Origin of the sequence: Moraxella sp. K23 (assembly GCF_041154765.1) — a bacterium.
In the GTDB taxonomy this organism is placed as follows: Bacteria; Pseudomonadota; Gammaproteobacteria; order Pseudomonadales; family Moraxellaceae; genus Faucicola; species Faucicola tetraodonis.
This window is the reverse complement of sequence record NZ_AP031595.1, coordinates 1858921-1873050: the sequence shown is the minus strand read 5'-3', so window position 1 is coordinate 1873050 and position 14130 is coordinate 1858921. Positions and strand designations below refer to the sequence as shown.

Here is a 14130-nt window from a genome sequence, read left to right as displayed (position 1 = left end):
AAAAAGGAATGACCATGAATTCACCAGAAGCACAAACCAAACACGTCAATTTAGGCGATAAGTCTGCCGAGTTTGTCGATCGTCGTAACCAACCGGGACAAGCGTTCGATGATAATGTCAATGAACATACCATTGGCGGGGACGCGGTTGGTAATGACCAGCTAAAAAGCGACACTATTAATGAGCATAATCTTTATACTACCCCAGAAAATGCCCAAAAACGCACTATTAATCCTGATGGTTCTATTCCAAGCGTTGGTAGTGAATGACAGTAAGTTGCAGTGAGTCAGTTTAAGGATTAAATTCTAATAGCTAACCATAACAGCTAACCATCCACCCCATTTGACGGTTAGCTTTTTTTATCGTTACAGTCTACAAAAACCTCACGCAATCCAACCTTACGCAATCCAACTAGGTACCCCACTATGAAAGCGCAATTCATCATCGGGTTCATTGATGAGCTGCGCCTCTACTTGACGAAAAAACGCCACCCGCGCATCAATCGGCTCGTCACTGATACTTTGTGCTAATGCCAGATAATCTTCAAAATGACGACTTTCTGATTTTAGCAAATAGCGATAATATTTTGCCAAACGCTCATCCTCAATCACTTGTGACAGTGCCCAAAAACGTTCACACGATCGAGCTTCGATGAAAGCACCAATAATTAAAGTGTCTATCATCGCTTGCGGCTCGTAAGTGCGTTTATGTTTGAGCATACCTGCGGCGTAGCGACCTGCAGCAATATGTTGCCATGATTGTCCACGTTCTGCCATCAATCCCATCACTTGCTCATAATGGAGCATTTCTTCTCGAATCAGCTGAGCAAGCTTTAATTGCAGCTCGGTATGCGACATATAGCGAAAAATCAAATTCATCGCAGTACCTGCGGCTTTTTTTTCACAATTGGCATGATCTTGGATGATAGTCGGCAAATCTGCCATCGCAGCTTTTAGCCATTTATCCGACGTTGTACCACCCAAAAACACCAAAACAGGGGTGATGTCGATGGGTTTTGGCTGATAGACAGAGTTATCATTATCCAAGTCGATAACGGCTAATTCATCAAAACTGCTGTCCGTTTGTACTGGATTATTGATAAGAGCGGAATTTGACAAGGGATTACTCACTTATTGGCACGTTAATAAAATGATATTTTACCAAAAATCAGCGATAAAACCCTTAGCACAAAAATTTATATATAACGATTATTTAAAAAATAAATAGTTTTTATTTCTTTATTTTTATAAATGATATTCGTATAATCAAATGTGAATTTTTTGCTATTTTAGGTCATAACATAAGGAAAAATGCCATGTCAGAACGCGTTCAAAAGGGTAGTCTAGCGATTGATACACAGCTTTATAACTTCATTGCCAATGAAGTTACGCCAGTCGTGGGCATCGATAACGAAAAATATTGGCAAGAATTTGAAAAAATTGTCAAAGCATTCCAACCCCGTAATAAAGCATTGTTGGCAAAACGTGACGAGATTCAAACCCAAATCGATGACTGGCATGCCAAAAACCCCGCTAGCAACGGTCAAATTGACAAAGCCGCTTATACCCAATTTTTAAAAGACATCAATTACATCGTACCAGAAGGCGATGACTTTTTGGTTGAAACCCAAAACGTGGATGACGAAATCGCCCATATCGCAGGCCCACAGTTGGTGGTACCCGTACGCAATGCCCGTTATGCGCTAAACGCAGCGAATGCGCGTTGGGGCAGCTTGTATGATGCGCTCTACGGTACTGATGTCATCGATGAGAGCAATGGCGCAGAAAAAGGCAAAGGCTACAACCCTGTTCGTGGCGGCGAAGTCGTAAAATACGCCAAAAACTTCTTGGATAGCAACTTTGCCTTAGCAGAGGGCAAATATGCTGACGTCACCGGTTTTAAAGTTGAAGACGGTAAATTAGTGATAGTCCAAGGTGACAAAACCACCTCATTAGCCCAGCCAGAAAAATTCGCAGGTTTCCTAGGCGATGCGGCAAATCCAACAGGTATTTTACTGAAAAATAATGGCTTACATGCCGAAATCCAAATCGACCCATCAAGCCATGTGGGTAAAGATGACCCTGCAGGCATCAAAGATGTCTTGATGGAGGCTGCGGTTACCACCATTCAAGACTGTGAAGACTCAGTCGCTGCCGTTGACGCCGAAGAGAAAGTAGAAGTATATCGCAACTGGTTTGGGTTGATGAAAGGCGACCTGAAAGACAGCTTTGAAAAAAATGGCAAACAAACCACCCGTACCATGAACCCTGACCGTGAATACACCGCGCCAGATGGTGGTAAAATCACCTTGCACGGTCGTTCAGTGATGCTGATTCGTAACGTCGGTCACTTGATGACCAACCCCGCGATTTTAGTCGATTTTGAAGGCAAACAAGAAGAAATTTATGAAGGTATCATGGATGCGCTAATCACACCACTGTGTAGCCTGCCAGATATTTTGGGTAAAAACAGCTTAAGCAATTCACGCACAGGTTCGATGTATATTGTAAAACCAAAAATGCACGGTCCAGAAGAAGTGCAATTTACGGTAGATTTATTCTCAGCGGTAGAAAAAGCGTTAGACCTACCCGAGAATACCTTAAAAGTCGGTATCATGGATGAAGAGCGCCGTACTACCGTTAACTTAAAAGAATGTATCCGCGTTGCTAAAAATCGCGTTATCTTTATTAACACAGGCTTTATGGATCGTACCGGTGATGAGATGCACACTAGTATGAAAGCGGGTCCCTTTGTCCGTAAAAACGACATGAAGAATACCGATTGGCTCAATGCTTATGAGCGTTGGAACGTAGACATGGGCGTCAAATTGGGCTTACCTGGTAAAGCGCAAATCGGTAAAGGTATGTGGGCAAAACCTGACAACATGAAAGAAATGGTTGCCACCAAGTCCAATCATCCAAAGTCAGGCGCGACTTGTGCTTGGGTACCATCGCCGACGGGCGCGACGCTTCACGCCATGCACTACCATGAAACCAACGTCATGGACGTGTTAGATAGTATCAAAGACCGCGAGCCTGCCAAGCTTGATGACATTTTGACCGTGCCACTTGCTACGGATACCAACTGGACAGATGAGCAAAAAACTGCCGAGCTTGAAAACAATATTCAAGGTATTTTAGGATATGTAGCGCGCTGGGTTGACCAAGGTGTTGGCTGTTCAAAAGTACTGGATATTGACGACGTTGCCTTGATGGAAGACCGCGCTACCTTGCGTATTTCTAGCCAGCACGTCGCCAACTGGTTAGAGCACGGTATTGTCACGCCTGAGCAAGTCGATGATGTGTTAAAGCGTATGGCAAAAATGGTCGATGAGCAAAGCAAAGACGATCCTGCTTATATCCCAATGGCAAATGACTATAACACTTGGGCATACAATGCAGCTCGCGATCTTATCTTTAAAGGTACAGTACAACCTAGCGGATATACTGAGCCATTGTTACATCAAGCCCGTCTTAATCTCAAAGCTAACTAGATTTTAGCCATTCAAACCTATCAATCATTCAAAAAACCATCAGATTCGTAACTGGTGGTTTTTTTATGGCATAAAAATATTGCAAAATGTTTCAGAGTGAATTACTCTAATTTCACAATTAAATTTAGATTCTGTTAACTGTTTCATTGTTTTGTAACAAATTGTTGGCAAAATCTATCTATACAAAAGAATTGCTACGCATCTGTGTAGTTTCACCTAGGATATTGTGGAGAAATCCTTATGAAAAAAATCGCAATCGCTTCAGCCATCGCTTTAGCTTCAATCACTGCTGCCCATGCTGCGCCAACTGTATATGGTAAAGCATTTTTAACCTTAGATTATGTTAGTACAGACTACGATGCAGCTAACAAGACAGATGAAGATACATTTAAACTTAACTCTAATCAATCACGTATCGGTTTTAAAGGTGACGACGATTTAACTGACACCACTAAACTTATTTATCAATTAGAATATCAAATCAACCCTGATGACGATAGCCAACAGTTTAAATCACGTAATACTTATGTAGGTTTAGCCCACAACACGCTCGGTACTGTACTAGCGGGTCGTCATGATACCCCATTAAAACTTGTACAAAACAAAGTTGACGTATTTAATGACACCTTATTTGATATGGCGAATGCGGGCGTTTCAGGTGAAAATCGCGCTAACAACGTATTAGCTTATCAATCACCTGCACTTGTCGGTATGCCAGTTACTTTTATGGTAGCCACTGCATTATCTGAAAATGATACAGATGGCGACGTTTTAGTGACAGCTGCGACTGATGTTGTCAAAAATGCTGACGGTACTGTTAAAACGCCTGCAAAACCTGCTGTATATCGCGATAGAAAAACTAAAGACAATGGTTATTCTGCATCATTAGCCTATGACCAAAATGGTATTTATTTAGCCGGTGCCTATGATAAAGACATGGGTGCTAATAATGTAAATACTGGCGTGATTGATAATACGTGGCGTTTGGTTGCTGGTGTAGACATGGGCAAAATGAATATGGTACAAGGTTTAACTTTGGGCGCTCTATACCAACAAAGCCAATACTATGATAACTATAGTATCGTTAATAACAACCGTGTTAACAAAGCCAGTGAAGATGAAAAATCATGGCTTATTAGTGGTAAATATAAAATCGCTAACACACCTTGGGCAGTTAAAGCGCAGTATGTTAATACCACTGACGAAAAAGGCGTAAAAGATGCCGATGCCGATGAAATCGCAGTCGGTGGCGAATATGCATTCAACAAAGCCACAATCGGTCATATCTATGCAGGGCAAATCAGCCGTGACAACTATAAAGATGAAACTATCGTAGGTACGGGTATTGAATACAAATTCTAATATATACCTGACTCTCAACTCTTTTTTCTAAAGCCCTGTAAATACTAGGCTTGCAATTTTTGGCTAAAAAGTTATTAAATTTTAAGCCTTTTAAAATTAATGAATTATAAAGAGTTGAGAGTGGAGTAATATATCTAACTCTTAGATTGCTGTAAAAGCTAACTAATTCTTTAGTTAGCTTTTTTATTTTCATTAACGCTAAAAAATTAATTAAAAAAAATATGATTTAATACTAGAAAGAATATTATGTCACTAAGATTAAAAATAAACTTACAATCACGTAAAAATTAAAAAAACTATTGCAAAATATTTCAGAATTGATATTCTATAAGGGAGAAGTATGAATTTAGTAACAAAAATGATGGTAATGTAATTTATTGCTAGGATTGTTGCTATATTTATGCAATTAATGGTGCAAGCTATTAACTCAAAGCTGACAATTAATTACCTTAGTTGTCATTTTTCGGAGAGGTAGTGGTGCTGACAAGCTACCAGTTATCTAAAATTTGTTTTTCCTTATAGAGATGTCCTATGAAAAAATTACTTTTAGCCACAGCCGTTGCTGCACTTTCAGTTTCTGCTGCCCATGCTGCTCCAACCGTTTATGGTAAAGCCTTTCTTACTTTAGATTACAAAGATGTTAACGGCAACACCACCGCTATCGAAGACGCTATAGGTGATAGACTTGATAACAGAATTTATAAAGATGAAGAAAATGGCACAAGCTTGAACTCAGTAGGTTCAAGAATTGGACTTAAAGGTGCAGAAGGTTTGACGGCCAATACTGACTTGGTTTATCAACTAGAGTATGGTGTTAAAGTTGATGATAATGACACGCAGTTTAAATCACGTGATACCTACCTAGGTTTCTCAAATAAACAATACGGTACCCTATTAATGGGTCGTTTAACTACGATTGATGACCAAATTCAATACGCTAATCAAGCATCAGGTAAAGTAATCGGTGGTAATGACGTACTTGCAACGATAACAGGGCCTCGTGCTAATAATACATTCGAATATTTTTCACCAACCTATAATGGCATGACTTTCATGGCAATGTATGGTCTAGATAGCGATAAAGACCGTAACTCAGGCGGTGACCTAGACGAATATGCATCACACGACCAATATGGTGTGGGGGTGAAATATGAGCCTGCTAACCAACCGTTTAAAGTAGGTGCTACTTATATGGGTGCTGGTGATGCACTAAATACCGCACGTGTAAACGGTACTTACAACCTTGACCCATCGTTGACAGTAGGTGGTCAATATCAGTTTACTGATTTTGATACCAATAACAATGAAAATGCGTTTATGTTAAGTGCTGCCTATAAAACTGCGACACCTTGGACTATATATAGTCAAGCCGATATGGTGACAGATGCAGAAGGTTCAGATGGTTTTGATAAACAGCGTTTCATCTTGGGCGGTCAGTATGCGTTTAATGGTAATACTGTAGGCCATGTATATGGTGCATATATCAATGCAGATTCAGCACCGTATGAACAAGTTACCACTCAACAACAAATTGTTAATAATACAATTGTTAACGTTGAAAATGTAGAAATTGGTAAAACAGATTATGATGGTTTTGGTATCGGTGCTGGTATCGAATACAAATTCTAATTTGTAAACAAGATAAACGTCTAAAAATCCACTCAGCGATGAGTGGATTTTTTTATGAGTGAGCGATTTATTGATAAAAATAATTTTTTGCTAAACCTAGGCATTTTCGAGTAAAATTCTTTTTTACCAACGAGCGAAATAGATAACATGACAAAATTCATCTTTGTAACTGGCGGTGTCGTTTCTTCACTTGGCAAAGGTATCACCGCTGCATCGGTAGCCGCGATTCTTGAGGCACGTGGTCTGAAAGTCACCATGACCAAAATGGACCCTTATATCAATATTGATCCAGGTACAATGAGCCCGTTTCAGCATGGTGAAGTATTTGTTACCGAAGATGGCGCAGAGACTGACCTGGATTTGGGCTATTACGAGCGTTTTTTGCGCCATTCAAAAATGACGCAACGCAACAATTTCACCAGTGGGCGTATTTATTCGGCAGTGATTGAGAAAGAACGTCGCGGTGATTATTTGGGCGGTACGGTACAGGTCATTCCGCATATTACCGATGAAATCAAAGCGCGTATCCGTGCCAGTGGCGAAGGCTACGATATTGCCATGATTGAAATCGGTGGTACTGTCGGTGATATTGAAAGCTTGCCATTCATGGAAGCGGTGCGTCAAATGCAAGTTGAACTTGGCCGCAACAATGCGATGCTGATGCATTTAACCCTCGTGCCTTATATCGCGAGTGCAGGCGAGAGCAAAACCAAACCAACACAGCACTCAGTCAAAGAATTACGCAGCATTGGCTTGCAGCCTGATGTGTTAATTTGTCGTAGTGAACACGCGATTAGCGATGATAATCGCCTAAAAATTGCATCGTTTACCAATGTTGAGCAACGTGCCGTTATCCTTTGCCCAGATGCCAAATCTATTTATCAAATTCCAAGTATCCTGCATGCCCAGCATTTAGATGATTTGATTTGTGAGCGCTTTGGGTTAGATACCCCAGAGGCGGACTTAAGTGATTGGCATCAGTTTACCCAAGCGTTGTTAAATACCCAAGAAACCGTAACTGTGGCAATGGTGGGTAAATACGTCGAACTACCTGATGCTTATAAGTCAATCAATGAAGCCTTGCTACATGCGGGCGTGGCAAACAATGTCAAAGTCAAGATTGACTATGTCGATGCCGAAAAACTTGAAAATGATGACAGCCTGTTCGAGCATATTAAATCTGCCGATGCTGTGCTTGTTCCTGGTGGATTCGGTGAGCGCGGCACCTTGGGTAAAATGAAAGCAATTCGCTATGCCCGCGAAAACAATGTGCCTTATTTGGGAATTTGTTTGGGGATGCAATTAGCCGTCATTGAGTTTGCGCGCAATGTATTAGGTCTTGACGCCAACTCAACAGAGTTTGATAAAAAAACCAAAGCGCCATTGATTGGTTTGATTACAGAATGGTTTGATGAAAAAGGTGAACTACAAGTGCGTAGTGACGCCTCAGATTTGGGCGGTACCATGCGTTTGGGTGCCCAAAAAGCCGAGCTTGTGGAAGACAGCAAACTGCGTCAAATCTATGGCAGCCCTGTGATTACTGAGCGTCATCGTCACCGCTATGAAATGAATGGTCGCTATATCGAACAGCTGGAAAATGCCGGTATGAAAATTTCTGGTTATTCAGCCAAACAGCATTTGGTCGAGTCAGTAGAGATTGCCAATCATCCTTGGTATGTGGCGGTACAATTCCATCCAGAATTTACCAGCCAGCCACGCGGTGGTCATCCATTGTTCAATAGCTTTGTTGCAGCGGCGAAGCAAACCAAAAAATAGTATTTATGATGCACAAAAAACCATCTGTTACAGGTGGTTTTTTTGTTTTTAGCAATTGCCTATAGCCAATTATGCTATAGTGACAATCAATAAAAACTTTAACAACATACTGAGAGCCCTATGACCACTAACTTACCGACACCACAATCCCATATTCAGCTCAACGATATCACCATCGGCAATGATCAACCGTTTGTGCTGTTTGGCGGCATGAATGTACTAGAAAGCAAAGATTTGGCATTTGAAATTGCTGAAAGTTATATTGAAATCTGTAAGCGCTTAAATATCGGCTATGTGTTTAAGGCAAGTTTTGATAAAGCCAATCGCTCAAGCTTGTATTCATTTCGTGGTCCAGGTCTGGAAAAAGGTATCGACTGGCTAAGCGATATCAAAAAAGCGTTCAATGTGCCCATTATCACTGACGTACACGAGCCGTACCAAGCTGAGCCTGTGGCAGCAGTGGCGGATATTATCCAGTTGCCCGCGTTTTTGAGCCGACAAACCGACTTGGTAGCAGCGATGGCAAAAACCGGTGCGATTATTAATGTCAAAAAAGCACAGTTTTTGGCACCCCATGAGATGAAGCATATCATCAATAAATGCCTTGAAGCCGGTAATGATAAAATCATCTTGTGCGAGCGTGGCAGTGCGTTTGGTTATAACAATCTCGTTGTCGATATGCTTGGCTTTGACACCATGAAAAAAATGCAGGTTCCCGTGTTTTTTGATGTGACCCATAGCTTGCAGCAGCCGGGTGCGCGTGCAGATAGTGCAGGCGGTCGCCGAGAACAGATTACCACGTTAGCACGTGCTGGCATGGCAACAGGATTGGCAGGGTTATTTTTGGAAGCGCATCCAAATCCTGATGTTGCCAAATGCGATGGTCCTTGTGCGCTGCGGCTGAGCCAGCTTGAGCCGTTTTTAGCCCAGTTAAAACAGCTTGATACCTTAGTCAAAGGGTTTGAGGTGTTAGATACCCACTAATTTTCACTCAACCTTTTAACACAAATTTGCAACGCCTCGTTATTAAAATGCTATCAATCGATAACGAGGCTTTTTTTTGGCTATGTTATAGTGCTAGGTTATAGGACTAGAACAATATTTTATCACCCACCGCATAAATACAGGAATAATCATGGCAATTCAAACAGTCGCGTATGATTTAAAAGGCATTCATGACCCAGCAGGCTATGAGGAAGTCATGAAAGCTCTAACCACCATTGACGGGGTGCAGGCAGTGCATCTTGAGCCTGAAAATCATCGCGTGATTGTAAGCTTTGATGATACCGAGACATCAGTTTTTGCCTTCAAAGCTGCGCTGACCAATGTTGACTATATCACCGAGCCGTTCCCGATTGAGGCACCTGCCAACCCTGCCAACAATCGTACTTTAGCGGGTGATTTGGCAAAAGATGGTAGACTTTTTTAAATTGTTTGTTCAGTGGCTACGCTCGGTGCGGCAAGGGTGGTTGGTCACGGAGTCATCTTGTACGCCATCTTGTACGCCATCTTGTAAGCCCTCTAGAATACTACAGGTAGGCGAGCCATCTCCCAAACAACTATCGTGCCATCCTTGTAGCGTGGCTTTCATTGATTGTAACCGCTGTATTTTATCGCTTAGTTCATCGATGTGATTGCGGGTTAATGCTTTGACTTGGGCATTGCTACGCTGCTTGTTGTCTTGTAGAGCCAATAACGCTTCAATTTGCGCTAATGAAAATCCCACATCACGGGCATGTTTGATAAATTTTAGACGCTGTAATTGGGTATCGCTAAAAATACGGTAACCACTGTCCGTGCGCTGAATGGTCTGTAATAAACCGAGTTTCTCATACTCACGAATTTGCCTAGGTGATAATTCAGTCAATTTAGCGACTTCATTAATATTCATTTTTTGCTTGACCTTGACCTAATGTTAAGGTTTATAGTAATACCACAGTGTGATAAATCAATCTTTTTTTCAAAGAACGTAAAAAAGCAACTTGAAGGATATGAATATGAATAACATCGTAGGTTTGTCATGTTTGGTGGTATTAGCCCTAGGTATGACAGCTTGTACAAAAAATGACACTACCCAAACTGCAACGACAGCATCAAGTACCGATTCAATGAGTATCGATGCGAGAAGTGCCGATGCGAGCATGACCCAAGCGCAGTCAATGCATCATATGGCTTCGGCAGCGGATACGCAGTCACAATCACAGCCGCCGCATATCATGGCTTATATGGATATCATGAATAAAATGCACCAAGCCATGTCAGCAGGGGTGCAAGCTAAGAATGCCGATGTCGGGTTTGCCAAAGGCATGATACCGCATCATGAAGGCGCAATTGCGATGGCAAAAGTGGAGCTGCAATATGGCAAAGATGCCGAGATGAAAGCCCTTGCGCAAAAAATCGTCGATGCCCAGCAAAGTGAAATCAGCGTGATGCAAAACTGGTTGGACAAGAACGAATCAAGTCAGCTAGCAGCGAGTAATGCCAAAGAAATAACGCAAGCCTATCAGCAAAAAGACATGAGCAACCACGATGCCATGATGCAGGGGACTATGGACGCCAATCCTGATATTGCCTTTGCCAAGGGTATGATACCGCATCACCAAGGCGCGATTGATATGGCAACGATAGAGCAAACCTATGGTAAAAATCCAGCGATGCTAACACTCGCCAAGCAGATTAAACAAGCGCAAACGCCAGAAATCAAACAAATGCAAGATTGGCTTAGCAAACAAGCCCATTAATTAAAAAAATAGCCACGTAAACGTAAAAAAGGAGCGTAGTATGACAACCCAAACCATCACCTTAAATATCCAAGGCATGACTTGTGGCGGCTGCGTCAAAAGCGTAACCAATGCACTCAATCAAGTGGCAGGGGTGCAATCTGTCGATGTCAGCCTTGACCAGAACAACGCAACCATCAGCTTTGATGACAGTCAAGCCCAACAAAGCACGCTTAAAGAAGCGATTGAAGACGCTGGTTTTGACGTAGTATAACGACGCCACGCAAGACGCCATACAAAGACACCATACAAGACAGACACTATCATGACTACCCAATCGATACACGCGTCAGACAACGCCCATACCGAGCAAATCATTCTTGATATCGATGGCATGACTTGTCAAGCCTGTGCCAGCCGCATCGAAAAAGTGCTTAATAAAAAGCCTGCGATTGTGCAAGCCGATGTCAATTATGCCAATGAAGTAGCGCAGGTGCAGTTTGATGCCTCACAAACCAACGCTGAGCAGATTGTAGCATGGGTGAAAAAGACGGGCTATGAGGCAAAAGTACAGCGGCAGAATGCGCTATTTGCGCATGAAGCCTATGAGCAGAAAGTGCCCTATACCTTGATTGCGGTCTGGATTTGCTTGCTGCCTTTTTTGATTGGCATGGCGGGCATGATGATAGGCAGTCATGCACTGATGCCACCGCTGTGGCTACAATTTGTGTTGGCAACTATCGTACAGTTTGGCTTGGCGATGGCGTTTTACAAAAGTGCCTGGGCGAGTATCAAAGGCGGTCTTGCCAATATGGACGTGCTGGTAGTGCTTGGCACACTGACAATTTGGGCGTATTCGACCTATAGTTGGTTAAGCTATCTGCAAACCACCGCCCAAATGGGGCATAATGGGATGGCGCATAGCATGCCCCATGTGTATTTTGAAGCCAGCGTGATGGTGATTGCCTTTGTCAAAATGGGGAAATACCTAGAAGCCCGTACCAAAAAACATAGCCTAAATAGCATCAATTTGCTATTAGCGCTCACCCCTGAGCAAGTGGAAGTTAAAAACCCCAACCCACAAAGCCAAGATGCGCAGTGGCAAACCCTGCCTCTTGAGCAAGTCACGGCTGGTCAAATTTTACGTGCTAAAGCAGGTACTCGCATTGCCACTGATGGCATCGTCACCGCTGGCGAAGGCTGGTGTGATGAGAGCCATTTGACGGGTGAATCAGTGCCCCTGTCTAAACATATTGGCAGTACGGTGCTGGCAGGTGCCATGGTAGAAAACGGCAGCTTTGAATACCAAATCACTGCCAAAGGTAGCCAAACACGGCTTGGCGATATGATACAAGCGCTCAACGACGCGCAAGGCAGTAAAGCCCATATCGCCCGTATCGCCGATAAAGTCGCGGGTATCTTTGTGCCGGTGGTGGTTGCCATCGCTTTGTTAACTTTTTTTGCCAATTATTGGTTCTTAGGCGCGTTTGACACGGCACTCATGCGCGCGGTATCGGTGCTCGTAATTGCTTGCCCCTGTGCATTGGGACTGGCGACGCCGGCAGCCATCATGGCGGGCATGGGTGTGGCAGCACGCTCAGGGGTTTGGTTTAAAGATGCGCAAGCCTTAGAAGCGGCAGGCGCAATTGATACGGTAGTACTCGATAAGACAGGCACCATTACCCAAGGTAAACCCCAATTATCTGCAGCGTACCTGATAGATGACAATCTAAAGCTGTTTAACTTAGATAAAGCAGCGCTGCTGCAGCTCGTTGCCAGTGTCGAGCGTCATGCGAACCACCCGCTTGCGACCACGCTAGTGAACTATGCTGAAGCCTACAATAAACAGACTGATACGCCTCAAAATCCAGCGGCATTTACCATAAGCCATGTGGAGACAGTGCTCGGGCAGGGGATACAGGCACAGGTAGCAACTATTGGGCGGGTGAAAATCGGCACGCCAAGTTTTGCCAATCTTCAGTTGCCTGCAGCGACTATGCAAGCCAATCCCATTTGGCAAATTGCCAGTCAAGTGGCAGTAAGTATCGATGACACCCCTGTGGCAGCCTTTGCGCTAGCCGATGAGCTTAAACAAGACAGTGTTAAGGTGATTGCGTCGCTGCAAGCCCATCATCTAGATGTGGTAGTGATGAGTGGTGACAAGCAATCGGTGGTAGATTATGTGGGTGAGCAGATTAACGCCAGCAAGGCACTTGGCGAGCTGTCACCACGTGACAAAGCGCAGCGCATTGATGAATGGCAACAACAAGGCAAAAAAGTAGCAATGGTGGGGGATGGGGTGAATGATGCGCCTGCAATGGCAACGGCGACTGCAAGTTTTGCGGTAGAAGGCGCAACCGATATTGCCAAGCATAGCGCCACGGCAAGGCTAATGGGCGAGTCGCTCAAACATGTCGATTATGCGGTCACAATTGCTCGCGCAACCCTGCGTAATATCAAGCAAAACCTATTTTTTGCGTTTATCTATAATTGCCTTGGTATACCGTTAGCGGCTTTTGGGCTACTCAATCCGATGATAGCGGCAGCAGCGATGGCGCTGAGCTCAATTTCTGTACTACTCAATGCGCTGCGATTGACTCGATTTAAAGTGTCACATTAGCCATACTTTTTCGACTTTGCAATTGATTTTAGGTTGTGGCTGTAGAGCTGCATAAGAATATTCACCCCCACCAACGGACATAGTATCGCCTAAACGGTATTTGGTTTTTCTTATAGTTAGAATTTGGTTTTGCGCATCCCAGCTCGTGGTTTCAGCTGGAAAAACAACCGCTTGATCACCTATCATCAAGCAATTATCTTTTAGATTAAGTGGACCCGTCAGTTTTGCCATCGGTGCAATACGATAACCCTCTTTAGTAAGAACGCTAGGCATAACAACTAAAGGGCTAGAAAGATTAGGCTTATTTATATCAAGTGATTTTTTGACTTCAGGATGAGTAATGACCATTGGTGGTGGGTTTGATAAAATTTTTGATTGACAACCCAACAAAGTCAGCGTCAAAAAAGTGCATAGGGTTGTGATGGATAAAGAGGTTTTAATCATTACGATTTTCGCTTATATGAGTAGATATTTATTACGATGAGTCTAACAAAATATGGTTTTCTATCCTACTAAAAAAACTTACCAAA

General features: G+C 43.0%; 13 protein-coding genes. 10 read left to right on the top strand and 3 right to left on the bottom strand.

The window, feature by feature from the left end:
- Nucleotides 1–14 precede the first annotated feature (14 nt).
- On the top strand, nt 15–269 hold the full coding sequence (locus tag ACAM37_RS08230; protein WP_159675883.1) for a hypothetical protein: 255 nt from the start codon (nt 15–17) through the stop codon (nt 267–269).
- A gap of 129 nt (nt 270–398) precedes the next feature.
- Here the strand turns inward: ACAM37_RS08230 and ACAM37_RS08225 are convergent, their stop codons facing one another.
- Complete coding sequence (locus ACAM37_RS08225; RefSeq protein WP_472826344.1) at nt 399–1046, bottom strand: MiaE family protein; 648 nt, start codon at nt 1044–1046, stop codon at nt 399–401.
- 269 nt (nt 1047–1315) lie between these two features.
- Here ACAM37_RS08225 and ACAM37_RS08220 point away from each other — a divergent pair, with 269 nt between their 5' ends.
- The 6 genes from ACAM37_RS08220 to ACAM37_RS08195 all read left to right on the top strand — a co-directional run bounded on the left by ACAM37_RS08220 (nt 1316) and on the right by ACAM37_RS08195 (nt 9689).
- Nucleotides 1316–3493 carry a malate synthase G gene (locus tag ACAM37_RS08220; RefSeq protein WP_369625971.1) on the top strand — a complete coding sequence of 726 codons (2178 nt, stop codon included), beginning with the start codon at nt 1316–1318 and terminating at the stop codon, nt 3491–3493.
- A 240-nt stretch (nt 3494–3733) separates the two neighbouring features.
- Nucleotides 3734–4855 (top strand): porin, encoded by a 1122-nt coding sequence (locus ACAM37_RS08215; protein WP_369625970.1) that lies wholly within the window; start codon nt 3734–3736, stop codon nt 4853–4855.
- A 531-nt stretch (nt 4856–5386) separates the two neighbouring features.
- Nucleotides 5387–6484 (top strand): porin, encoded by a 1098-nt coding sequence (locus ACAM37_RS08210; RefSeq protein WP_369625969.1) that lies wholly within the window; start codon nt 5387–5389, stop codon nt 6482–6484.
- A 147-nt stretch (nt 6485–6631) separates the two neighbouring features.
- Nucleotides 6632–8260, top strand: a complete 1629-nt coding sequence (locus ACAM37_RS08205) for a CTP synthase (RefSeq protein ID WP_007116111.1) — start codon at nt 6632–6634, stop codon at nt 8258–8260.
- A gap of 120 nt (nt 8261–8380) precedes the next feature.
- The gene (gene kdsA / locus ACAM37_RS08200; RefSeq protein WP_099807605.1) at nt 8381–9244 is read left to right on the top strand and encodes a 3-deoxy-8-phosphooctulonate synthase; all 864 of its coding nucleotides are present in this window, start codon (nt 8381–8383) and stop codon (nt 9242–9244) included.
- Between the two features lie 151 nt (nt 9245–9395).
- Nucleotides 9396–9689, top strand: coding sequence for a cation transporter (locus ACAM37_RS08195; RefSeq protein WP_369625968.1), 294 nt, complete (start codon nt 9396–9398; stop codon nt 9687–9689).
- Between the two features lie 9 nt (nt 9690–9698).
- On the opposite strand, the gene ACAM37_RS08190 is transcribed toward ACAM37_RS08195, so the two are convergent.
- Nucleotides 9699–10151, bottom strand: a complete 453-nt coding sequence (locus ACAM37_RS08190) for a MerR family DNA-binding protein (RefSeq protein ID WP_369625967.1) — start codon at nt 10149–10151, stop codon at nt 9699–9701.
- Between the two features lie 106 nt (nt 10152–10257).
- Between ACAM37_RS08190 and copM the strand changes: the two genes are divergently transcribed.
- The 3 genes from copM to ACAM37_RS08175 are packed head-to-tail and all read left to right on the top strand — an operon-like array spanning nt 10258 to nt 13600.
- On the top strand, nt 10258–11001 hold the full coding sequence (copM, locus tag ACAM37_RS08185) for a CopM family metallochaperone (protein WP_369625966.1): 744 nt from the start codon (nt 10258–10260) through the stop codon (nt 10999–11001).
- Nucleotides 11002–11041: 40 nt separating this feature from the next.
- On the top strand, nt 11042–11254 hold the full coding sequence (locus ACAM37_RS08180) for a heavy-metal-associated domain-containing protein (protein ID WP_369625965.1): 213 nt from the start codon (nt 11042–11044) through the stop codon (nt 11252–11254).
- A gap of 51 nt (nt 11255–11305) precedes the next feature.
- Nucleotides 11306–13600: a heavy metal translocating P-type ATPase gene (locus ACAM37_RS08175; RefSeq protein WP_369625964.1), complete on the top strand. Its 2295-nt coding sequence runs from the start codon at nt 11306–11308 to the stop codon at nt 13598–13600.
- On the opposite strand, the gene ACAM37_RS08170 is transcribed toward ACAM37_RS08175, so the two are convergent.
- On the bottom strand, nt 13592–14044 hold the full coding sequence (locus ACAM37_RS08170; protein ID WP_065253194.1) for a hypothetical protein: 453 nt from the start codon (nt 14042–14044) through the stop codon (nt 13592–13594). The two genes, ACAM37_RS08175 and ACAM37_RS08170, sit on opposite strands and share 9 nt — an antisense overlap.
- Between the last annotated feature and the right edge of the window lie 86 nt (nt 14045–14130).